This window comes from Streptomyces sp. NPDC003034 (assembly GCF_053591375.1).
Map to the genome: position 1 here is coordinate 1 of NZ_JBSFTS010000005.1, position 21,754 is coordinate 21,754.

Genomic DNA, 21,754 nt, shown 5'->3' on the forward strand with positions numbered 1-21,754 from the left:
GCCGCCGTCGGCGGCCGTCCCCCCACTCACGTTGTACGGGGCCTACTGCCCGTGTTCGTCACGGCGGCGCTGCCACCGTTCCTCGATACGGGTCATCATCGACCGACGCTGCCGGTTCCGGCCGTGGGCCGAACCGCCTTCACTGCCGGAGACGGGCTGCTCGCCGGGCTTGGGTGCCTTGCGCCAACCGGTGACCGCGAGCACCGTGCAGCCGAGCATGACGAGGAATCCCACCACGCTGACCCACAGTACGTTCGGCACGATCACACCGGTCATGAGGAGCGCGATACCCACCACAATGCCCGCGACTGCCTGGTAGACCCGTCGCCGGGTGTACGTACGCAGTCCGCTTCCCTCAAGCGCTGTCGCGAACTTGGGGTCTTCGGCGTACAGCGCTCGCTCCATCTGCTCGAGCATTCGCTGCTCGTGCTCCGAGAGCGGCACGGGAGTCCTCCTCATCCGTCGGTCGCGGGGGGTAGCGACCAGGGGTCCCCTTCAGGATAGGCGGGGAATCGCCCCCGTGATACCCGCCCTCAACGCCACGTTCCAAAAAGACAAGGCCCAAAAGACACAGTCTGCAAAACCATGCGCGATTCCGGACCACCGCGGCAGCGGCCACTGAGGCGCTTATTCCCCACTGGCCCGTCCACCATGCCGGTCACTGCCCCGATCATACGGGGCCGAGGGCAGGATCGGAGGGTCTGCGGCCGACTCCGTCGCGGAAGAACGCAGATCAGGCCCGCTTCTCGCCCAGGACGTGCAACTGCGTGGCCACCGCATGGAAGGCGGGCAGCTCCGCCGCGGCCTCCTCCAGTCGCAGCAGCGCCTCCACCGCGCCCGGCTCGGTGTCGACCAGGACGCCCGGGACGAGGTCGGCGAAGATCCGGACCCCGTGCACCGCGCCGACGGCCAGACCGGCCCCCGCGACCAGCTCGCCGAGCTGCTCGGCGGTGAAGCGGCGCGGCATCGGGTCGCCGGAGCCCCAGCGGCCGGCCGGGTCGGTCAGGGCGGTACGGGCCTCCGTGAAGTGCCCGGCCAGCGCGCGGGCCAGTACGGCGCCGCCGAGGCCGGCGCCCAGCAGGCTGAGGGTGCCGCCCGGGCGCAGAGCCGCGACCGCGTTGGCCACCCCCTCGGCCGGGTCGTCCACGTACTCCAGCACGCCGTGGCAGAGCACCACGTCGTACGCCTCGCGGTCGACGACCTCCAACAGGCCCTGCGCGTCACCCTGAACGCCGCGTACGAGGTCGGCGACACCCGCCTCGGCGACCCGGCGCTCCAGCCCGAACAGCGCGTTCGGGCTGGGGTCCACCACGGTGACCCGGTGGCCGAGACGGGCCACCGGCACGGCGAACTTGCCGGTGCCGCCACCGGTGTCCAGCACGTCCAGCACATCCCGCCCGGTCGCCTTCACCCGGCGGTCGAGTGCCTCCTTGAGGACCTCCCACACCACAGCGGTGCGGAGGGAGGCGCGGGGGCGGGAAGTGTCCGACACGGCTGATGGCTCCTCGACGCGGTAGGGATAAGGGGGTGAGCGGTGCTGCCCCGCCCCTGCCCCCACCCTATGGCCTTCCGCAGCCGCGCAGCTCACCCCGCGTCGGCGGGCTCCGGGCGTGGCTGCGGCAGGGCTTGGAGCGCCAGCATCCGCTCCACCAGGCGCAGGAACATGGAGACGGCGCGCACCAGGTCGTCGGCGTCGCGGCCACTGGCCGCATCCGCTATCCCGGCCTCGGCCCGCGCCCGCCGCTCGGCGCCGGAGGCGAACAGCGCGCTCCACTCGGCCAGCTCCGGCGCTATCTCCGGCAGTACCTCCCAGGCGCTGCGGATCCGGGGCCGCCGCCGCTGGTTCGCCGGTTCGGGGCGGCCGCGCGCGGCGAGCACGGCGGCCGCCGTGCGCAGCGCCGCCAGGTGGGCGGTGGCGTACCGCTCATTGGGCCGGTTCAGCCGGGCGGCCTCGGCCAGACCGCTGCGGGCCTTGGCGAGCAGGTCGAGGGCGGCCGGTGAGCCCATCGACCGCCGCAGGACGGGGTGGACAGGGGACGGGGACGGTGTGGCCATGACGAACCTCCTGTCGGTACGTGCATCCGTATTCATCGTGACGGTGCCCACTGACAATCACGCTGACCTGCGTTTTCGTCCTCTCCTTCCGGGCAACTGCCCCCTTCTGCGGGCCTGATGCGCCGAGGGATGCTAGTTTTTGAACTGACCGGTCAGTTCAAAAGGGAGGGGATGGCGTGGACAGCCCGCACGGCGCGGCCGTCAAAGCCGAGGACTTCGGACTCAAGGGCCCACGGGGGTGGATCTTCAGAGGCGTCGGCATCGACGCGGAGCCCGGATCGCTCATCGCGCTCGAAGGCCCTTCCGGCACCGGGCGGACCTGCCTGCTCCTCGCGCTCACCGGCCGGATGAAGCCCACCGAGGGCCACGCCGAGATCGGCGGGCACCGGCTGCCGAAGAAGATGGCCGCGGTCCGCCGGATCGCCGCTCTCGGACCGGTCAGCGGCGTCAACGAGCTCGACCAGGCCCTCACCGTCGCCGAGCAACTGCGCGAGGGGGAACTGCTCCAGCGCCACTACGGCGCCCCGATCCGCGCCCTGCTCCGCCCCCGCGCCGCCCGACGGGCCCGCCGGGCCCGCATCGACGCGGCGCTGGCCGCCACGGGGCTGGATCTGGAGGCGCTGCCCAAGGGCCCGCGGACCTCCGTACGCGATCTGGAGCGCCTGGAGTGCGTACGGCTGTCCGTGGCCATCGCGCTGCTGGGATCCCCGCGGCTGCTGGCCCTGGACGACCTCGATCTCAAGCTGTCGGACGCCGAACGCGTCGAGGCCTGGTCCTTGCTCCGCTCGGTCGCCGCCCGCGGGACCACCGTGATCGCGGTGTGCAGCGAGGCCCCCGAGGACGTGACGGTCCTGAGGACCGTCACCACCGGAAGCGACGCCCCGGCCGACGACCCGGCCGACGAAGTCGAGACCGCCGCGACTGACGAAGAGACGGCCGACGCGGACACGGCCGACGCTGAGACGGCCGAAGAAGCCCCGGCCGACGGCGGCCCGGCCGACCGGGACGCCGCCGGCAACGGCCCGGGCGACAGCGGCCCGGCCGGCCACGACACGACCGACGAGGACGACACGAAGGGGGCGGACGATGCGTTCACCGAAGCTCGCCGCGCTTGAGCTCAAGCGGTTCGGGCGGGGGAAGCTGCCCAGGGCCGCTCTCGTCGCGCTGCTCCTGCTGCCGTTGCTCTACGGAGCCCTCTACCTCTGGTCCTTCTGGGACCCGTACAGCCGCCTCGACCGGGTGCCCGTCGCCCTCGTCAACTCCGACCAGGGCGCCACCGTCGACGGCAAGCGCCTCGACGCCGGCGGTGAGATCACCAAGAAGCTCCGCGACAGCAGGACCTTCGACTGGCGCGAGGTGAGCGCCGAGCAGGCGGCCGAGGGCCTGGAGGACGGGACGTACTACCTGACCCTCACCATGCCCGCCGACTTCAGCGCGAAGATCGCCTCCAGCTCCGGCGAGGACCCCACCACCGGGGCCCTCCAGGTCCGCACCAACGACTCGAACAACTACGTCGTCGGCTCGATCTCCCGCACCGTCTTCGCCGAGGTCCGCTCGGCGGCCTCCGCCAACGCCTCCAGGGGCTTCCTCGACAAGATCTTCGTCTCCTTCTCCGACCTGCACGACAAGACCGCCGAGGCCGCCGACGGCGCCGACAAGCTCAAGGACGGCGCGGGCAAGGCGCAGGAGGGAGCCAAGCAACTCGCGGACGGCCTCGACACCGCCAAGGAGAAGACCGGCGAGCTCGCCGGCGGACTGAAGAAGCTCAACTCGGCCGCCGGCCAGTTGGAGACCGGCACGAGGGACGTCGCGGCGGGCACCCAGACCCTCGCCGACAAGGTCAACGGCGCCGCGTCCAAGGCCCGCCCCTTCGTCAAGGACCCCAAGAACCTGGCGGACACCGCCGAGCTGGTCGCGGACACCGCCAAGGTGGTGAACAACCACCTCGGCGCGTTCGCCGAGAAGGCCCCGCGCGCGGCATCCGCCGCCAAGAAGGCCTCCACCCGCGCGGACGCGTACTACACCCAGCACTGCGTCACCGTGGGCGCCGAGCCGCACCTGGCCTCCTGTTCCGACCTGAAGTGGATCAGGGACGACATGGCCGAGGCCGCCGAGCTCACCGGGGACGTCGACACGCTGGTCAAGAACACGAACGGTGACGTCGGCAAGCTCCGGACCCAGCTGACGGACCTGGAGAAGAAGGCCCGGGACCTCGTCGTGGCGGCTCCCGGTCTCTCCGCCGACCTCGACGCGGCCGTCGCCAAGGTCAACGCACTCAACACCGGCGCCCAGAAGGTCGCCACCGGGATGGCCCAGCTGCACACCGGCCTCGGCAAGGCCACCAACGGCTCCGCCGGCATCGACGCCGGCGTCGGCAAGCTCGGCGCCGGCGCGCACACCCTGGACGGCGGCATGTTCAAGCTCGTCGACGGCAGCGGAGAGCTCGCCGGGGGCCTGCACGACGGCGCCGGGAAGATTCCCGACTACGACAAGGAGCAGCGCGACGCCCGCACCCAGGTCATGGCCGACCCGGTGCAGCTCGCCAACCAGTCGCTGCACAAGGCGCCCAACTACGGCACCGGCTTCGCCCCGTACTTCATCCCGCTCTCGCTGTGGGTCGGCGCGATGGTCGCCTACATGCTGATCGCCCCGATGAACCGGCGCGCCCTGGCCTCCGGCGCCTCACCCTGGCGGATCGCCTTCGCCGGCTGGCTGCCCGTGGCGGGCCTCGGCGTCCTCCAGGTGGGCGCGCTGATGTCCGTACTCCACTGGGGCCTGGGCCTGGAGATGGCCCGCCCGGCCCTCACCGTCGCCTTCCTGATGCTGGTCACCGGCTGCTTCGCGGCCATCGTCCAGTGGCTCAACGCCAAGTTCGGGGCCGCCGGGCGGATCCTGGTCCTCGCCGTGCTGATGCTCCAGCTGACCTCGGCGGGCGGCACCTACCCCGTCGAGACCAGTCCGGACTTCTTCAACGCCGTCCACCCGTACCTGCCGATGTCGTACGTCGTCGAGGGCCTGCGCAAACTCATCACCGGCGGCGACCTCACCCCCGTCTGGCAGGGCTGCGCCGTCCTGGCCGCCTTCACTGCGGGCGCCCTCGCCCTCACCGCGCTCGCCGCCCGCGGCAAGCAGGTGTGGACGATGGACCGGCTGCACCCGGAACTGAGCCTCTGAACCGTGCCCGTGAGAACCGTGCCGGTGAGAACCGTGCCTGTGAAAGAAGTGCGACCTGTGAGAATCAGCGCCATGGAAAGCAGCAGCACCGGTACGGCCGCGGGTGGCGGCCGGCGCCAGGCCACGCGGCAGAAGCTCTACGAAGCGGCCGTCACCCTGATCGCCGAACAGGGTTTCTCCGCGACCACGGTCGAGGAGATCGCCGAGCGGGCGGGTGTCGCCAAGGGCACCGTCTACTACAACTTCGCCAGCAAGAACGACCTCTTCGAGGAGCTGCTGCGGCACGGCGTCGGACTGCTCACGGTCTCGCTGCGGACGGCGGCGCAGGAGACCGAGGCCCGGGGCGGCAGCCGCGTCGAGTCCCTCGACGCGATGATCCGGGCGGGCCTGGTCTTCATCGACCGGTACCCGGCCTTCACCCAGCTGTACGTCGCCGAACTGTGGCGGACCAACCGGACCTGGCAGTCCACGCTCATGGTGGTCCGGCAGGAGGCGGTGGCGGTCGTGGAGACGGTGCTGCGGGAGGGCGTCGAGCGGGGCGAGCTGAGCGGTGAGATCGACGTTCCGCTCACCGCGGCCGCGCTGGTCGGGATGGTGCTGGTGGCCGCTCTGGACTGGCAGTCGTTCCAGAGCGAGCGGTCCCTCGACGATGTCCACTCGGCGCTGTCGCTGCTGCTGCGGGGCCGGGTCAGCGGCAACCGCTGACCGCCCAGGCGGGCCCGTCCGGCTCCGCGACCCCCGGTCGGCGGTGCCGCGCGGGCACGGCGGCCCGTACAACTGGTGGGGCCCGCCGCGGCGACTGAGTATCCGTACCTAGGCACGGAGATGAGTACCCGCACGGATGCCTCCCACCTGCGCGGACGCCAGACTGGGAGCAACGGACAGGAGGCCTGGTCCGCACCGCCGACACGGGGCTGCGGAGCGGACCGGGTACCTCCTTCCGGGGGCCGGGAGGGGGATGGGAACCCGGTGACACACAACGCCGGTGCGGCGGGGCTCGGGGGGATCGAGCCTCGCCGCACCGGCGTTTCTTCTCGTCACAGCGGTTGACGCCCGGGCGTCGGCCCCGCCACTCACCGCCGTCCGCCAGCCCGGTCCGGCAGCCCGGTCCGACAGGCCGCCGGGGGCCGGGGCGTCAGCCGCGCCGCAGCGGGAGCCGGAGCCGCGCGCCGGCGTCCGTGAGCCGGGTGGACACCGCCGAGGCCAGCGCGGCCCAGCGGGCCGAGACCTCCCAGCCCACGCGCGCCGCGGAGGGCGGCAGCAGCAGGGCGCGCAGCCGCGTACGGCGGTTCACCGCCGCCAGCAGCCCGGCCCGGGCCAGCAGCACGTCCCCGGCCAGCGCCTCGTACGGGACCTCCGCGCCCGGCGGCGCGTAGAGGGACCGCTCCAGCGCGCCCGCCACCCGGTGCACGGCCGCGGCCGCATCCGGCTCCAGACGGCCCAGTTCCACCACGCGAGCCGCCGCCCGGCGCGGGGACAGCGCCTCGTCCGGGGTGATGCCCACGTCCCAGGCGGCGTCGCCCAGCTCCCGCCAGGCCGCCGACACCTCCCCGGTCCCGAGGCGGCGGGTCCGCAGCCGGCCGCGCCACAGCACCGGCAGCAGCACAAGACCCACCACCGCCAGCACGGCGGCCACCCAGCCGAGGACCGTCACCGGCGAGGGACCGCCGTCACCCGAAGCCGTGTTCCCATCCGGCGCCGCGGCGCCGCACTCGCCGAGCTTCTTCAGCTCCGGCGGGCAGTCCTCGTTCGTGGACGGGGCCGCCGACGGCTCGGCCGCGCCCTGCGAGGGCAGCGGCGCCGGCGCGGACGGCTGGACCGCCGGCGCCTGCGGACGTGAGTAGTCCGGCACCGTGAGGCCCGACCGCGGCGTCGGCTCGAACCGCGTCCAGCCCACGCCCTCGAAGTAGAGCTCCGGCCAGGCGTGCGCGTCGCGCATCGACACGTTCACGCTGCCGTCCGGCTGCTTCTCACCGGGCGTGAACCCGACCGCGACCCGCGCCGGAATGCCCAGGGAACGGGACATCGCCGCCATCGAGAAGGCGAAGTGGACGCAGAAGCCCTCCTTGTCGGCGAGGAACCGGCCGACGGCCTCCGGACCCGTGCCCGACGCCGTCCGGGTGTTGTAGCGGAAGCCACCCTTCACGGCGAAGTAGTCCTGGAGCCGGACCGCCCGGGTGTAGTCGTCCTTCGAGCCCTGCGTGACCTCGCGGGCCGTCTCGCCGACCACCGGCGGCAGATTGTCCGGCACCTTCGTGTACTCGGCCCGGATCGCCGGATTCGGCTGCGGGGCGCTCTGCAACTGCTGCGCCGTCGGCCGCAGCAGCAGGCTGCGCACCAGGTAACTGGCGCCCTGCACGCTCTGGAACCGGTCGTTGCCCAGCTGGTCCCCGACCAGCGTCCGGCCGGCCGGCTCGAAGCGCCACTTCCCGCCGATGTCCACGGCCGTCGCCGGATACGGCATGGGCAGGTAGCGCTGGGTGTAGCCCTCCGCGGCGGAGATGCTGGTCTGCACCTCGGCCGCGTCCGCCCGGACCGCTTCGGCGAGCCCGGGCGGGACGGGCATCCGCTTCGGGACGTCGACCAGCGGCCGCCCGGAGGCCTCCCACTTGACCCCGTTGAACTCGTCCAGCGCCAGGATGCGCAAGTACTGCTCGCCCTGCTGCGGGCTGTCCGTCCGGTACCGCAGCACCACCCGGTTGTCCTGCGCGTTCAGATTGCCCTGCAAGGACACCAGCGGGTTGACCGCCGAGATCGTCCCGCCGCCCGCCCCGCCGTCGTCGCCGCCCCGCGCCCCCAGCAAACCGCCGCCGAGCGCGGGCAGGGCCGCCGGTACCGCCAGCGCCACACCCAGGGCCAGCGCGCCGATCCGCCGCCCGGTGCGCACCGAAGCCGTCGCCTGCCCGCCCGCGCCGCCTCCCAGGCCGGAGGCGGCCGACACCCGCTCGCGCGGGGCCGCGCCGAAGACCCGGCCCCACTGCGCGAGCCGGTCGCGGCCCTCGGCCAGCAGCAGCATCAGGTAGCCGGAACCCGCCAGCAGGAAGGAGAGCCAGGAGGCCCCGCCCCCGTCCGACAGGCCGGCGGCCACCGAGTACAGCGCGAGCAGCGGCAGCCCGGCCGCGGCGGCCGTGCGCAGGGTCACCGCCAGCAGGTCCACCAGCAGCCCGATCACCAGCACCCCGGACACCAGGAGCAGCCGGATGCCGTCCGTCAGGGGGGCCGGGATCGCGTACTGGCCCACGTCCTGGACACCGCGGCTGAACAGGGCGCCGAAGTCCGTCACCAGGTAGGCCAGCGGCCCGGTCCCGGTGGACTCGCCCTTCCCGCCGAAGAGGAAGGTGAGCAGCAGCAGCGACACCAGCAGCTGCGCCGCCACGGTCAAGGACCGCCCCAGCGGTACCCGCCGGGCCCCCGCCCCCACCGCGCTCTGCACGCCCAGCAGCAGCGCCGCCTGCGCCAGCCAGCCCGCCGATTCCACCAGCGCGGCCAGCGACCACGAGGTGAGCAGCGTCGCCAGCATCGCGAAGAGCGTCAGTCTCGCCCGCCCGCTCATCCCCAACCTCCGGAAGTACCCGTACCGAGCGGAGCGTTCCCGGCCTGCCGCCACAGCTCACCGAAGGCCGTGCCGGGCGCCGCGGCCAGCGCCGTCCAGCCCGCGTCGCGCAGTCGGCGCAGCCGCTCCTCCAAGGGGAGCGGTGCCTGCCCCGGCGCGGGGCGCCCGGCCCAGGCCGCCGAGTCCAGTACGAAGGCCACCGCGCCGCCGCGACGGCACATCTTGGCCGCCATTTCCGTCTGTACGTCGTCCAGGTCGCCGAAGAAGGCGATGAGGATCCCCTCACCGCCTGCCGCGCCGAAGCCGCTGCCGCCGCCGCGCACCGCGTCGTAGGCCCGCGAGAGCCCCGCGCCGTCGGAGTGGCCGACGACCGCGAGGGTGTCCATCATCAGCCCGGCCGCCTCCGCGGATTCCTGCCCGCCCGAGGAGAACCCGCCGCCGCCCGCGCCGGGAACCGAGCTCCCGGTGTCGGTCAGCAGCCGTACGGAGAAGCTCTGTTCGAGGAGGTGGACCAGGGTGGAGGCGGCCGCGGACACGGCCCACTCGAAGGCCGAGTCGGGGCCGGCGCCGTCGAAGGCGACGCGGCGGGTGTCCAGCAGCACGGTGGCACGGCTGCGCTGCGGCTGCTCCTCGCGGCGCACCATCAGCTCCCCGTAGCGGGCGGTGGAGCGCCAGTGCACCCGGCGCAGGTCGTCGCCCCGCCGGTAGCCGCGCGGGATGACATCGTCATCGCCGGCCAGGGCCAGCGAGCGGCGGCTGCCGTCGCCGTAGCCGGAGGCCTCGCCGGTGAGGCGGACCGGCGGCAGCGGCTCGGTGCGCGGGATGACCGTCAGGGTGTCGTACGCGCTGAAGGAGCGGGTCAGTTCGACCAGGCCGAAGGGGTCGTTCAGCCGCAGCTGGAGCGGGCCCAGCGGATAGCGGCCGCGCAGGTCCGAGCGGACCCGGTAGGACACCTCGCGGCGCCCGCCGGGCTCGACCCGGTCCAGGACGAAGCGGGGCCGCGGCCCCAGGACGTAGGGCACCCGGTCCTGGAGCATGAGCAGACCGGTGGGCAGCCGGGAGACGTTCTCCAGGCGCAGCTGCACGCGGGCCTCGTCGCCCGCGGGCACCCGCCCGGGGGTCAGTCGGCGGCTGCCGGTGACGCGGTGGCGGGTGCGGTGCAGGGCGCAGACGCAGATCAGCGGAAGGACGGCGAGCAGCAGTCCGACCCGTAGCAGCTCGCCCTGCCCGAGCACGTACGCGCACGCGGCGGCGGCGATGCCCGCGGCCAGGAAGGAGCGGCCGCGGGTGGTCAGTCCCGACAGGGACGCGCGCAGCCCGCCGCCTCCCTGCTCGCCATCGGCCCGGCCACCGGCGCCGCGCGGGGCACCGGCGCTCATCAGAAGCCCCGGATGCCCGCGCCGGGCGGCATCTCGCCGCGTACGTGAGCGGCCGGGACCGGTGTGCGCTGGAGGATCTCCACGACGACCTGCTCGGCCGTGCGCCGGTTCAGCTGGGCCTGCGCGGTGGGCAGCAGCCGGTGCGCGAGGACCGGGCCGGCCAGGGCCTGGACGTCGTCGGGCAGGACGTAGTCCCGGCCGGAGAGCGCGGCCGAGGCCTTCACGGCGCGCAGCAGGTGCAGGGTGGCGCGGGGAGAGGCGCCGAGGCGCAGATCGGGGTGGGCGCGGGTGGCGGAGACCAGGTCCACGACGTAGCGGCGGACGGGGTCGGCGACGTACACCTCGCGGACCGCCTCGATCAGCTTGACGATGTCGTGGGCGTGCGCGACGGCCTGGAGGTCGTCGAGCGGGGAGAGCCCGCCGTGCACGTCGAGCATCTGGAGCTCGGCCTCGGGGCTGGGGTAGCCGACGGAGACCCGGGCCATGAAGCGGTCGCGCTGGGCCTCGGGGAGGGGGTAGGTGCCCTCCATCTCGACCGGGTTCTGGGTGGCGACCACCATGAAGGGGCTCGGCAGCGCGTAGGTCGTGCCGTCGATGGTGACCTGGCGCTCCTCCATCGACTCCAGGAGCGCGGACTGCGTCTTCGGCGAGGCCCGGTTGATCTCGTCGCCGATGACGATCTGGGCGAAGATCGCGCCCGGCTTGAACTCGAACTCGCGGCGCTGCTGGTCGTAGATGCTCACGCCGGTGATGTCGGAGGGCAGCAGGTCCGGCGTGAACTGGATGCGCTGCACGGAGCAGTCGATGGACTTCGCGAGGGTCTTGGCGAGCATCGTCTTGCCGACGCCCGGTACGTCCTCGATCAGCAGGTGCCCCTCGGCGAGGAGCACGGTCAGCGCGAGGCGCACGACCTCGGGCTTGCCCTCGATAACGCTCTCGACCGAGTGGCGCACCCGCTCCGCCGTGCTCGTCAGATCCGCGAGGCTCGCTCGGTCGTCATACGTCGTCACCTTGGTTCTCCTCGGCCCTTTCTCCGGGCCGACGCCCTTGGCGCATGACCGGCCCACCCCGAAACACGGACACCGGCCCGGGGGGTTCCCGGGTGGCGTCTTCCCGCATTCTTGACGGCGTCACGGCGTTGTGTCACTCACGAGGTGGGATCGATCTCCCGCAGCAGCCCGGTGTGCACGTCGAAGACGAAGCCTCGCACATCGTCCGTGTGGAGGAGGAAGGGGTTCGTCCGGACCCGCTGCATGGACTGGCGGACGTCCTGGTCCACGTCCCGGAAGGCCTCCACGGCCCAGGCGGGACGCTGGCCGACCTCGTCCTCCAGCTCGTGCCGGAAGTCCTCGGTCAGCTTTTCGAGACCGCAGCCGGTGTGGTGGATCAGGATCACCGAGCGGGTGCCGAGGGCCCGCTGGCTGATGGTGAGCGAGCGGATGGTGTCGTCGGTGACCACGCCGCCGGCGTTGCGGATGGTGTGGCAGTCGCCGAGCTTCAGCCCCAGCGCGGCGTGCAGGTCCAGACGGGCGTCCATACAGGCCACGACGGCCACCTGCAGCACGGGTCGGGCGTCCATGCCGGGGTCGGTGAACTGGGCCGCGTACGCGCGGTTCGCCTCGACCAGGCGGTCGATGACGGAACCGCCGCCGGGCGCCTGAGGTGCGGATTCGGCGGGCAGGGATGCGGAAGTCGTCATGGGTACGACGTTAATGGTCACAGCTGGTAAAGGCAGCCGGTGAGAGTGGACAAAGAAGGTCAACGTGTCAGGTTGTGAGCTAACCCACAGGCGTGGGACGGAGGCGGCCGTCCGGGTGATTCGCGGCATTCGCGGGTTCGGTCGCGGCCCGGTGCACGGCGCGCGGGGCGGTTCGTTGACCGCGGCGACCGTTGCACTAAAGTGGCGCCAACCGGCCGGAGCCCGGCCCTGACGGCCGTCCGGCCCCCGATGAACACCCCGCGTGCGCGGCGCGTACGTACGGCCCGGCCCCCTCCCGCTCCCGGCCGGCCGGCGCCACCTTCCCCGGCGCCGGCGGACCGGTCCCTTTCAGGGCGGGCGGGGACCCGGCGGTGCGTACGCCTGTCGCGCCGTTATCTGAGAGGGCGCTTTGACTAGCGAGTCCCGACACGTCCCGGTGATGCTCCAGCGGTGCCTGGACCTGTTGGCCCCGGCGCTGGAGAGGCCCGGGGCCGTCGTCGTCGACTGCACCCTCGGCCTCGGCGGCCACAGCGAGGCCCTGCTGACCCGGTTCCCCGAGGTCCACCTCATCGGCCTCGACCGCGACAAGGAGGCCCTGCGGCTCTCCGGCGAGCGGCTCGCGCGCTTCGGCGACCGGGCCACCCTCGTCCACGCGATCTACGCGGACCTCGCCGAGGTGCTCGACCGGCTGGGCATCCCCGCCGTCCAGGGCATCCTCTTCGACCTGGGCGTCTCCTCCATGCAGCTGGACGAGGCCGACCGCGGCTTCGCGTACGCCCAGGACGCACCCCTGGACATGCGGATGGACCAGACGACGGGCATCAGCGCCGCCGAGGTGCTCAACACCTACGCGCCCGGCGAGCTCGTACGGATCCTGCGCCAGTACGGCGAGGAGAAGCAGGCCAAGCGCATCGTCTCCGCGATCGTCAAGGAGCGCGAGAAGGACCCCTTCACCAACAGCGCCCGGCTGGTCGAACTCATCCGCGACTCCCTGCCCCAGGCCGCCAAACGGACCGGCGGCAATCCGGCCAAGCGGACCTTCCAGGCGCTGCGGATCGAGGTGAACGGCGAGCTCTCCGGGCTTGAGCGGGCCATTCCGGCGGCGGTGGACCGGATCGCCGTCGGCGGCCGGATCGCGGTGCTCTCCTACCACTCGCTGGAAGACCGCCTGGTCAAGCAGGTGTTCGCGGCCGGCGCGGCCACCACGGCCCCGCCCGGGCTGCCGGTGGTCCCGGAGAAGTACCAGCCGAAGCTGAAACTGCTGACGCGCGGGGCCGAGCTGCCCACCGAGGAGGAGATCGCCGAGAACCGGCGGGCCGCTCCGGCGAGGTTCCGCGGGGTCGAGCGCATCCGGGAGGCGAACCTGTGACGGCGGGCGGCGGCCGGGCCGGCAAGGTGGCCACGGCGACGCGCGGGCAGGCGGCCCGGCTCGGTCGGGCGCTCGGCGGCCGGCCCGCGGCGGGTACGCGAACCGGTGGCGGCGCCGGTGGCCGGGCGGGCGGCCCCGCCGGGCAGGCGGCCAAGATGCCGTTCGTCCTGCTGGTCGTGGCGCTGCTCGGCGGCGGCCTGATCAGCCTGCTGCTGCTGAACTCCGCCCTGAACGAGGGCTCCTTCCAGCTGAGCAAGCTCAAGAGGCAGACCACGACCCTGACGGACGAGGAGCAGGCGCTCCAGCGGGACGTGGACGCCCATTCGGCCCCGGACGCGCTCCAGCGGCGGGCGCGGGAACTGGGGCTGGTGCCCGGCGGCAGCCCGGTCTTCATCGGCGCGGACGGCAAGGTCACCGGCATGGCGGCGGAGGCCGAACCCCCTCCGCCTCCGCCTCCGCCTCCGCCGCCGTCCCCGTCCGCGCCGCCGTCCGAGGCCGCCGCCGTCCCCGCGCCGGGTGCGACGGGGCCCTCCACCGCGGCCTCCGCCTCCGCCCCGGCTTCCGCTCCGGCCCCCGCTTCCGGCCCGGCCTCTGCCCCGGCCTCGGCTGAGAGCCCGCCGCAGGCCCCGCCGCCCTCACAGCAGCCCACCCCCAACCCAGGCAGGTGACGTCGTGACTTCGATGGCAGGCGCTTCCGCCGTTCCGCCGCCCGCCGGCCCCCGCCCCGCGCGGGCGGTGGCCGCGTGAGCGCCGGCGAGCCGCGGCGGCGGCTGCCCGGGCCCGCCGGGCCGCGGCCCGGCGACCGGGCCCGCGCCACCGGCCGCCCCGGCTCGCGCCCGGCGACCCGGCGGCCCGCGGCACCCCGCAAGCCCCACACGATCCGGCTCGGCAGCCCCCGTCCCCGGCTGCGCCTCGTCAGCGTCGGCCTGACCCTGGTCATGGCCGCCTTCGTCGTCCGGCTGCTCCAGGTGCAGGCCGTGGACGCCTCGGCCTTCTCCGCCGAGGCCTCCAAGAACCGCTACACGAGCGTCACCCTGGCCGCCGAGCGCGGCGAGATCACCGACCGCAAGGGCGTGGCCCTGGCGACCAGCGTCGACGCTTACGACATCACCGCCGACCCGAAGATGTTCACCCCGCAGGACAGCAAGGCCCCGGACGCCCCCGAGCAGGCCGCAGCGCTCCTCGCCCCCATCCTGGGCAAGGACGCCAAGGAGCTCACCGAGCTGCTGAAGACGAAGAACACCCGGTACGTCGTCCTGGCCCACCGCCAGACCCCCCAGGTGTGGAACCAGATCAAGGACCTCAAGCGGGTCTTCAAGGAGAAGGCGGCGGCCGACAAGAAGAACAACGGCCCCGGCGCCAACGTCCTGGCCGGCGTCTTCAACGAGAACAGCAGCAAGCGCGTGTACCCGGGCGGCGACCTCGCCGCCGGGATACTGGGGTACGTCAACGCCGACGGCAAGGGCGGCGGCGGCCTGGAGTCCTCCCTCGACAAGAAGCTGTCCGGCAAGGACGGCCAGGTGACCTACGCCCAGTCCGGCGGCCGCCACGTCCCCACCGCGGGCTCCAGCGGGAAGCCCGCCGTGCCCGGCGAGAACATCGAACTCACCATCGACCGCGACATCCAGTGGGCCGCGCAGAGCGCCATCGCCGAGCAGGTCCAGAAGTCCGAGGCCGACCGCGGCTACGTCATCGTCCAGGACACCCGCACCGGCGAGGTGCTGGCCATGGCCAACGCCCCCGGCTTTGACCCGAACGACCTGACCCGGGCCCGTTCCACCGCCATGGGCAACGCCGCTCTCCAGGACGTGTACGAACCCGGCTCCACCGCCAAGGTGATGTCGATGGCCGCCGTACTGGAGGAGAAGAAGGCCACCCCGGACACCCACGTCACCGTCCCCAACCGCCTGCACCGCGGGGACCGGCTGTTCAAGGACGACGTCGACCACCCGACCTGGTACCTGACCCTCAACGGCGTCCTCGCCAAGTCCTCCAACATCGGCACCATCCTGGCCACCGGCCAGCTCGGTGCCACCCAGCCCGAGGCCAACAAGGTCCTGCATTCCTACCTGACCAAATTCGGCATCGGGCAGCCCACCGGCCTGGACTACCCCGGCGAATCCCGCGGCATCCTCGCCCCACCGGAGGAGTGGTCGACCTCCCAGCAGTACACGATTCCGTTCGGCCAGGGCCTGTCCGTCAACGCCATGCAGGCGGCCTCCGTGTACTCGACCATCGCCAACGAAGGCGTCCGCATCGAACCGACGCTGGTGCGCGGCTCCAAGGGCCCCGACGGCCGTTTCACCCCGGCCCCCGCTCCGGCGCAGACCCGCGTGGTCAGCCCGGAGACCGCCAAGACCCTCGCGCAGATGCTGGAATCGGTGGTCGACGACGAGGAGGGCACCGGCACCAAGGCCCGGATCCCGGGCTACCGGGTCGGCGGCAAGACCGGTACCTCCAACCGGGTGGATCCGGCCACCGGCCGCTACAAGGGCTACACGGCTTCCTTCGCCGGTTTCGCGCCCGCCGACAAACCGCGCATCACCGTCTACTGCGCCATCCAGAACCCCACGAAGGGCAGCTACTTCGGCGGCCAGATCTGCGGTCCCATCTACAAGAAGGTCATGGAGTTCGCCCTCAAGACCCTCCAGGTCGCCCCCACCGGAACCGATCCCGCCGGGCTCCCGGTCACCTTCGATCCGGGCCAGCAGCCCGGCCGTCAGCCCGACCCGCAGCCCAGCCCGCAGCCCGGTCGGTGACCCACCGCCCGGCCGGCCCGCCACGAACGCGTGAGGCACCATCAGTGACAACGATCACCCCGGAACCCGGGAACCAGCCGGCCGCCGGAGCCGAGCCCGGCACCTCGCTTCGCGACGGGCCCGCCGCGCCCGGTACGCTCACCGCCGTGTCCCACGCTGATCAGCCCAGAACCACCCAGAAAGACGCCCCGGCAGCGCCGCCGGGGGCGCCCCGGCCGCTGTCCGTCCGCCCGACCCCCCTGGGCGAGCTGGCCGGCCTGCTGGGTCTCCCCGAGCCAGGCGCCACACGGATCACCGGCATCACGCACGACTCCCGTGCGGTGCGCCCAGGTGACCTGTACGCGGCCCTGCCCGGCGCGAGGCTGCACGGAGCAGACTTCGCCGCCCAGGCGGCCGGACTCGGCGCGGCCGCCGTGCTGACCGATCCGGCGGGCGCCGAACGCGCCGCCGCGACCGGGCTGCCGGTGCTCACCGTCGCCGACCCCCGTGGCCGGATGGGCGAGCTCGCCGCCGCGATCTACGGGCGGCCGGGCGATGACCTGCTCCAGATCGGCATCACCGGCACCTCCGGCAAGACCACCACGGCGTACCTCGTCGAGGGCGGCCTGCGCGCGGCGGGACGGGCGACCGGCCTCATCGGCACGGTCGAGATGCGCATCGGCGACGAGCGCATCAAGTCCGAGCGGACCACCCCCGAGGCCACCGACCTCCAGGCCCTCTTCGCCGTCATGCGCGAACGCGGCGTCGAGGCCGTCGCCATGGAGGTCTCCAGCCACGCCCTGGTGCTGGGCCGGGTCGACGGATGCGTCTTCGACGTCGCCGTCTTCAACAACCTGAGCCCGGAGCACATGGAGTTCCACTCCGACATGGAGGACTACTTCCAGGCGAAGGCGCAGCTCTTCACCGCGCGCCGGTCCCGCCTCGGCGTGGTCAACGTGGACGACGAGTACGGCCGCCGCCTGGCCAAGGAGGCGACCGTCCCGGTCGTCACCTTCTCCGCCGAGGGCGACCGGGACGCCGACTGGTACGCGCAGGACGTGGTCTTCGGCCCCGCGAGCTCCACCCTGACCCTGGTGGGGCCGGACGGAGCGCGGGTACGGTGCACCGCGCCGCTGGCCGGCCCGTTCAACGTCGCCAACACCGTCGCGGCGGTCGTCACCCTGGCCGCCGCCGGCCTCGACCCGCAGAGCGCCGCCGACGGCGTCGCCCGGGTCCCCGGGGTCCCCGGCCGGCTGGAGCGGGTGGACGCGGGACAGCCGTACCTCGCCGTGGTCGACTACGCGCACAAGACGGACGCCGTCGAATCGGTCCTGCGCGCACTGCGCGAGGTCACCACCGGCAAGCTCCACATCGTCCTCGGCTGCGGCGGCGACCGCGACACGACCAAGCGCGCCCCGATGGGCGCCGCGGCCGCCCGGTTCGCCGACGTCGCCGTCCTGACCTCCGACAACCCGCGCTCCGAGGACCCCCTCGCGATCCTCGCCGCGATGCTGGAAGGCGCCGTGTCCGTCCCGCCGGCCGAGCGGGCCGCCGTCCTGGTGGACGCCGACCGGGCCTCGGCCATCGCCGCCGCCGTGGCGCGCGCCGAGCCGGGGGACACCGTGCTGGTGGCGGGCAAGGGCCACGAGCAGGGCCAGGACACCGGGGGAGTCGTACGTCCTTTCGACGACCGCGTGGTGCTCCGCGCCGCGATCGAACGCCGGCAGGCCGCGCAGGACCAAGCCGCGCAGGCGCACCCGCACCCCGCGCACACCCACGACGCGAACGTCCGACAGGCCGAGGTGAACCAGTGATCCCCCTCTCCCTCGCCGAGATCGCCGACATCACCGGCGGGCGGCCCCACGACATACCGGATCCGTCGGTGCGGATCAGCGGCCCCGTCGTCATCGACTCCCGCCAGGTCGAGGCCGGCAGCCTCTTCGCCGCCTTCGACGGCGAGCACGTCGACGGCCACGACTACGCCGAGCGCGCGGTCGCCGCGGGCGCGGCGGCCGTCCTCGCCGCCCGGCCCGTCGGCGTGCCCGCCATCGTCGTCCCCGACGTGGAGAAGGCGCTCGGCGCCCTCGCCCGGGCGGTCACCCTGCGCCTGGGCACCGACGTGGTGGCCCTGACCGGTTCCGCCGGCAAGACCTCCACCAAGGACCTCATCGCGCAGGTGCTCCAGACCCACGCGCCCACCGTGTGGACCCCGGGCTCCCTCAACAACGAGATCGGGCTGCCCCTCACCGCCCTGAAGGCCACCGAGGAGACCCGTCACCTGGTGCTGGAGATGGGCGCCCGCGGCATCGGCCACATCGCCTACCTCACCGGTCTGACCCCGCCGCGCATCGGACTCGTACTCAACGTCGGCAGCGCCCACATCGGTGAGTTCGGCGGCCGCGAGCAGATCGCCCAGGCCAAGGGCGAACTGGTCGAGGCCCTGCCGGCGGAGGCCGACGGCGGAGTCGCCGTCCTCAACGCCGACGATCCGCTCGTACGCGCCATGTCCAGCCGCACGAAGGCCCGTACGGTCCTCTTCGGAGAGGCCGAGGAGGCCGACGTACGGGCCACCGAGGTCCGGATGACACCGGCGGGACAACCCTCCTTCACACTCCACACACCCACCGGGTGCGGCGAAGTGACCTTGCGCCTGTACGGTGAGCACCACGTGTCGAACGCGCTCGCCGCGGCCGCCGTCGCCCACGTACTGGGCATGCCCGTCAAGGAGATCGCCACCGCGCTCTCCGAGGCGGGCTCGCTGTCCCGGTGGCGGATGGAGGTCACCGAGCGAGCGGACGGTGTGACGATCGTCAACGACGCCTACAACGCGAATCCCGAGTCCATGCGGGCCGCTCTGCGCGCGCTTGCCGCGATGGGCGGCGCCGCCAGGGCCGACGGGGGACGCACGTGGGCAGTGCTCGGTCCCATGGCCGAGCTCGGTGACGCGTCGCTGGCCGAGCACGACGCGGTGGGACGGCTTGCCGTCCGGCTCAACGTGAGCAAGCTCGTCGCAGTCGGGGGCAGGGAAGCGTCCTGGCTGCAACTGGGCGCATATAACGAGGGTTCGTGGGGTGAGGAGTCGGTGCTCGTGTCCGACGCGCAGGCGGCGATCGACCTGCTGCGCAGTGAACTGCGCCCGGGTGACGTCGTGCTGGTGAAGGCTTCCAGGTCGGTCGGCCTGGAGCGGGTCGCGCTGGCGTTGCTGGAGCGCGAGGGCGAGGTCTCCGACCGATGAGGCAGATCCTGTTCGCCGGAGTCATCGGACTCTTCCTCACCCTCGTAGGCACCCCGCTGCTGATCAAGGGTCTGGCCCGCAAGGGCTACGGCCAGTTCATCCGCGACGACGGCCCCCGCGGCCACGCCGGGAAGAAGGGCACGCCCACCATGGGCGGCATCTCCTTCATCCTGGCCACGCTCATCGCGTACGCCCTGACGAAGGTGCTCACCTCCAGCGACCCGTCCTTCTCGGGCGTACTCGTCCTCTTCCTGATGGCGGGCATGGGCCTGGTCGGCTTCCTGGACGACTACATCAAGATCGTCAAGCAGCGTTCGCTGGGCCTGCGGGCCAAGGCGAAGATGGCCGGCCAGCTGATCGTCGGCATCGCCTTCGCGGTGCTCGCGCTCCAGTTCTCGGACGGCCGCGGCAACACCCCGGCCTCCACCAAGCTGTCGTTCGTGACCGACTTCGGCTGGTCGATCGGCCCGGTGCTGTTCGTCGTCTGGGCGCTGTTCATGATCCTGGCGATGTCCAACGGCGTGAACCTGACCGACGGTCTGGACGGCCTGGCCACCGGCGCCGCCGTGATGGTCTTCGGCGCCTACACCTTCATCGGCGTGTGGCAGTACCAGGAGGCCTGTGCCAACGCGCAGACCCTGACCAATCCGGGCGCCTGCTTCGAGGTCCGCGACCCGCTGGACCTCGCGGTCGTCGCCTCCGCCCTGATGGGCGCCTGCTTCGGCTTCCTGTGGTGGAACACCTCACCCGCCAAGATCTTCATGGGTGACACGGGTTCGCTGGCGCTGGGCGGCGCGCTCGCCGGCCTGGCCATCTGCTCGCGCACCGAGCTGCTGGTCGCGCTGCTGGGCGGGCTCTTCGTCCTCATCACCATGTCGGTCGTCATCCAGGTCGGCTCCTTCAAGCTGACCGGGAAGCGGGTCTTCCGCATGGCGCCGCTCCAGCACCACTTCGAACTCAAGGGCTGGTCCGAAGTCCTCGTCGTGGTCCGCTTCTGGATCATCCAGGGCATGTGCGTGATCGTGGGTCTCGGAATCTTCTACGCGGGATGGGCAGCCGACAAGTGACCTCCTGGCACGGCAAGAACATCACCGTCGCCGGTCTCGGCGTGAGCGGCATCAGCGCCGCCCGCGCCCTGGCCGGCTTCGGCGCATCGGTGACCGTGGTCGACGGCGTCGACAGCGAGGCCAACCGGGCCCGCGCCGCCGAACTGGAGGCACTGGGCGTCTGCGTACGCCTCGGTACGCTGCCGGACGGCACCTCCGCGGCCGAAACCCTTCCCGAGGGCACGGAACTGGTCGTCACCTCGCCCGGCTGGAAGCCCGACAGCCCGCTGTTCGCGGCCGCCGCGCGGGCCGGCGTCGAGGTGGTCGGGGACGTGGAGATCGCCTGGCAGCTGCGCGGCCCGAAGGCCGCCCCCTGGCTCGCGATCACGGGGACCAACGGCAAGACCACCACCACCCAGATGCTGGCGTCCATCCTCAAGGCCGCAGGTCTGCGCACCGCGGCCGTCGGCAACATCGGCACCCCGATCATCGACGTGGTGCTGGACGAGGGCGCGTACGACGTCCTCGCCGTCGAGCTCTCCAGCTACCAGCTGCACTGGGCGCCCTCGCTGCGCGCCCACTCGGCGGCCGTGCTCAACCTGGCCCCGGACCACCTGGACTGGCACGGCACGATGGAGGCGTACGCCGCGGACAAGGGCCGCATCTACGAGGGCAACACGGTGGCCTGCGTCTACAACGCGGCCGACCCGCGGACCGAGGAACTCGTCGAGCGGGCCGACGTCGAAGAGGGATGCCGGGCGATCGGCTTCACCCTCGGCGCCCCCGGTCCCTCCATGCTCGGCGTCGTGGACGGCATCCTGGTCGACCGCGCCTTCGTGGCGAACCGGCAGAAGAACGCCCAGGAGCTGGCGCACGTCGAGGACGTCAACCCGCCCGCCCCGCACAACATCGCCAACGCGCTCGCCGCGGCGGCCCTCGCCCGCGCCTTCGGCGTGGAGCCGCGCGCGGTCCGCGACGGGCTGCGCGACTTCCGCCCCGACGCGCACCGCGTCTCGTACGTGGACGAGATCGCCTCCGTCACCTACATCGACGACTCCAAAGCCACCAACACGCACGCGGCCGAGGCCTCGCTCGCCGCCTTCGAGCCGGTCGTCTGGATCGCCGGCGGCCTCGCCAAGGGCGCGACCTTCGACGAGCTCGTACAGAAGTCGGCCAAGCGGCTGCGCGGTGTGGTGCTCATGGGCGCCGACCGCGCCCTGATCGCCGAGGCGCTGGCGCGACACGCCCCCGAGGTACCGGTGGTCGACCTCGACCGGACCGACACTGGGGCGATGCTCGCAGCGGTCCGGGAAGCGGCCACGCTCGCCGAGCCCGGCGACACGGTCCTGCTGGCGCCCGCCTGCGCCTCGATGGACATGTTCGCGAACTACAACAAGCGTGGGGACGCATTCGCCGACGCGGTGCGCGAACTGGCCGCCGAGAGCGCCTAGGCCAAGGGCTCCAGGAGAGGTCCCTCCGGCCGGCTGCTCGCCTCGTACGAGTGGA

17 protein-coding genes are annotated in these 21,754 nt (G+C 72.8%); 10 read left to right on the forward strand and 7 right to left on the reverse strand.

The genetic code is table 11. The features are described from left to right. Window positions 1-42 precede the first annotated feature (42 nt). The 3 genes from ACWDX7_RS07845 to ACWDX7_RS07855 all read right to left on the reverse strand — a co-directional run bounded on the left by ACWDX7_RS07845 (window position 43) and on the right by ACWDX7_RS07855 (window position 2,055). Entirely contained in the window at window positions 43-444 is a 402-nt protein-coding gene (locus tag ACWDX7_RS07845; protein WP_451492463.1) for a DUF3040 domain-containing protein, read from the reverse strand. Between the two features lie 289 nt (window positions 445-733). Next, window positions 734-1,492 (reverse strand): class I SAM-dependent methyltransferase, encoded by a 759-nt coding sequence (locus tag ACWDX7_RS07850; RefSeq protein ID WP_451492462.1) that lies wholly within the window; start codon window positions 1,490-1,492, stop codon window positions 734-736. Between the two features lie 92 nt (window positions 1,493-1,584). Beyond that, window positions 1,585-2,055, reverse strand: a complete 471-nt coding sequence (locus ACWDX7_RS07855) for an SAV_6107 family HEPN domain-containing protein (RefSeq protein ID WP_451492461.1) — start codon at window positions 2,053-2,055, stop codon at window positions 1,585-1,587. Window positions 2,056-2,231: 176 nt separating this feature from the next. Here ACWDX7_RS07855 and ACWDX7_RS07860 point away from each other — a divergent pair, with 176 nt between their 5' ends. The 3 genes from ACWDX7_RS07860 to ACWDX7_RS07870 all read left to right on the forward strand — a co-directional run bounded on the left by ACWDX7_RS07860 (window position 2,232) and on the right by ACWDX7_RS07870 (window position 5,934). Next, a complete protein-coding gene (locus ACWDX7_RS07860) occupies window positions 2,232-3,170 on the forward strand; it encodes an ATP-binding cassette domain-containing protein (RefSeq protein WP_451492460.1) in 939 nt (312 codons plus the stop codon). Next, window positions 3,142-5,229: a YhgE/Pip family protein gene (locus tag ACWDX7_RS07865; RefSeq protein ID WP_451492459.1), complete on the forward strand. Its 2,088-nt coding sequence runs from the start codon at window positions 3,142-3,144 to the stop codon at window positions 5,227-5,229. Before ACWDX7_RS07860 ends, ACWDX7_RS07865 begins: the two co-directional genes overlap by 29 nt. Window positions 5,230-5,301: 72 nt before the next feature. Further along, a complete protein-coding gene (locus ACWDX7_RS07870) occupies window positions 5,302-5,934 on the forward strand; it encodes a TetR/AcrR family transcriptional regulator (protein WP_451492458.1) in 633 nt (210 codons plus the stop codon). Between the two features lie 430 nt (window positions 5,935-6,364). Here ACWDX7_RS07870 and ACWDX7_RS07875 read toward each other — a convergent pair whose 3' ends face one another. The 4 genes from ACWDX7_RS07875 to ACWDX7_RS07890 all read right to left on the reverse strand — a co-directional run bounded on the left by ACWDX7_RS07875 (window position 6,365) and on the right by ACWDX7_RS07890 (window position 11,860). Continuing rightward, entirely contained in the window at window positions 6,365-8,782 is a 2,418-nt protein-coding gene (locus tag ACWDX7_RS07875; protein WP_451492457.1) for a transglutaminaseTgpA domain-containing protein, read from the reverse strand. Further along, the gene (locus ACWDX7_RS07880; protein ID WP_451492456.1) at window positions 8,779-10,161 is read right to left on the reverse strand and encodes a DUF58 domain-containing protein; all 1,383 of its coding nucleotides are present in this window, start codon (window positions 10,159-10,161) and stop codon (window positions 8,779-8,781) included. The genes ACWDX7_RS07875 and ACWDX7_RS07880 overlap by 4 nt, the downstream gene beginning before the upstream one ends. Then, window positions 10,161-11,171: an AAA family ATPase gene (locus ACWDX7_RS07885; protein ID WP_451492455.1), complete on the reverse strand. Its 1,011-nt coding sequence runs from the start codon at window positions 11,169-11,171 to the stop codon at window positions 10,161-10,163. Before ACWDX7_RS07885 ends, ACWDX7_RS07880 begins: the two co-directional genes overlap by 1 nt. Window positions 11,172-11,308: 137 nt before the next feature. Beyond that, the gene (locus ACWDX7_RS07890) at window positions 11,309-11,860 is read right to left on the reverse strand and encodes a beta-class carbonic anhydrase (RefSeq protein WP_451492454.1); all 552 of its coding nucleotides are present in this window, start codon (window positions 11,858-11,860) and stop codon (window positions 11,309-11,311) included. Window positions 11,861-12,299: 439 nt separating this feature from the next. Between ACWDX7_RS07890 and rsmH the strand changes: the two genes are divergently transcribed. From rsmH to murD, 7 genes are all read left to right on the forward strand, one after another. After that, window positions 12,300-13,229, forward strand: coding sequence for a 16S rRNA (cytosine(1402)-N(4))-methyltransferase RsmH (rsmH, locus tag ACWDX7_RS07895; protein ID WP_451492492.1), 930 nt, complete (start codon window positions 12,300-12,302; stop codon window positions 13,227-13,229). Beyond that, complete coding sequence (locus ACWDX7_RS07900) at window positions 13,226-13,897, forward strand: septum formation initiator (RefSeq protein ID WP_451492453.1); 672 nt, start codon at window positions 13,226-13,228, stop codon at window positions 13,895-13,897. Before rsmH ends, ACWDX7_RS07900 begins: the two co-directional genes overlap by 4 nt. Window positions 13,898-13,972: 75 nt before the next feature. Continuing rightward, window positions 13,973-15,988, forward strand: a complete 2,016-nt coding sequence (locus ACWDX7_RS07905; protein WP_451492452.1) for a peptidoglycan D,D-transpeptidase FtsI family protein — start codon at window positions 13,973-13,975, stop codon at window positions 15,986-15,988. 44 nt (window positions 15,989-16,032) lie between these two features. Then, complete coding sequence (locus ACWDX7_RS07910; protein ID WP_451492451.1) at window positions 16,033-17,781, forward strand: UDP-N-acetylmuramoyl-L-alanyl-D-glutamate--2,6-diaminopimelate ligase; 1,749 nt, start codon at window positions 16,033-16,035, stop codon at window positions 17,779-17,781. Next, complete coding sequence (locus ACWDX7_RS07915) at window positions 17,778-19,202, forward strand: UDP-N-acetylmuramoyl-tripeptide--D-alanyl-D-alanine ligase (protein WP_451492450.1); 1,425 nt, start codon at window positions 17,778-17,780, stop codon at window positions 19,200-19,202. Before ACWDX7_RS07910 ends, ACWDX7_RS07915 begins: the two co-directional genes overlap by 4 nt. After that, window positions 19,199-20,269, forward strand: a complete 1,071-nt coding sequence (mraY, locus tag ACWDX7_RS07920; protein ID WP_451492449.1) for a phospho-N-acetylmuramoyl-pentapeptide-transferase — start codon at window positions 19,199-19,201, stop codon at window positions 20,267-20,269. Before ACWDX7_RS07915 ends, mraY begins: the two co-directional genes overlap by 4 nt. Continuing rightward, window positions 20,251-21,699, forward strand: coding sequence for a UDP-N-acetylmuramoyl-L-alanine--D-glutamate ligase (gene murD, locus ACWDX7_RS07925; RefSeq protein ID WP_451492448.1), 1,449 nt, complete (start codon window positions 20,251-20,253; stop codon window positions 21,697-21,699). The genes mraY and murD overlap by 19 nt, the downstream gene beginning before the upstream one ends. Window positions 21,700-21,754: the final 55 nt, after the last annotated feature.

Excerpts from the sequence above, each read along its gene's own strand:
- mraY (WP_451492449.1), top strand. The coding sequence starts at position 19,199 with ATGAGGCAGATCCTGTTCGCCGGAGTCATCGGACTCTTCCTCACCCTC.
- ACWDX7_RS07865 (WP_451492459.1), top strand. The coding sequence starts at position 3,142 with ATGCGTTCACCGAAGCTCGCCGCGCTTGAGCTCAAGCGGTTCGGGCGG.
- murD (WP_451492448.1), top strand. The coding sequence starts at position 20,251 with ATGGGCAGCCGACAAGTGACCTCCTGGCACGGCAAGAACATCACCGTC.
- ACWDX7_RS07855 (WP_451492461.1), bottom strand. The coding sequence starts at position 2,055 with ATGGCCACACCGTCCCCGTCCCCTGTCCACCCCGTCCTGCGGCGGTCG.
- ACWDX7_RS07890 (WP_451492454.1), bottom strand. The coding sequence starts at position 11,860 with ATGACGACTTCCGCATCCCTGCCCGCCGAATCCGCACCTCAGGCGCCC.
- ACWDX7_RS07875 (WP_451492457.1), bottom strand. The coding sequence starts at position 8,782 with ATGAGCGGGCGGGCGAGACTGACGCTCTTCGCGATGCTGGCGACGCTG.
- ACWDX7_RS07870 (WP_451492458.1), top strand. The coding sequence starts at position 5,302 with ATGGAAAGCAGCAGCACCGGTACGGCCGCGGGTGGCGGCCGGCGCCAG.
- ACWDX7_RS07880 (WP_451492456.1), bottom strand. The coding sequence starts at position 10,161 with ATGAGCGCCGGTGCCCCGCGCGGCGCCGGTGGCCGGGCCGATGGCGAG.
- rsmH (WP_451492492.1), top strand. The coding sequence starts at position 12,300 with ATGCTCCAGCGGTGCCTGGACCTGTTGGCCCCGGCGCTGGAGAGGCCC.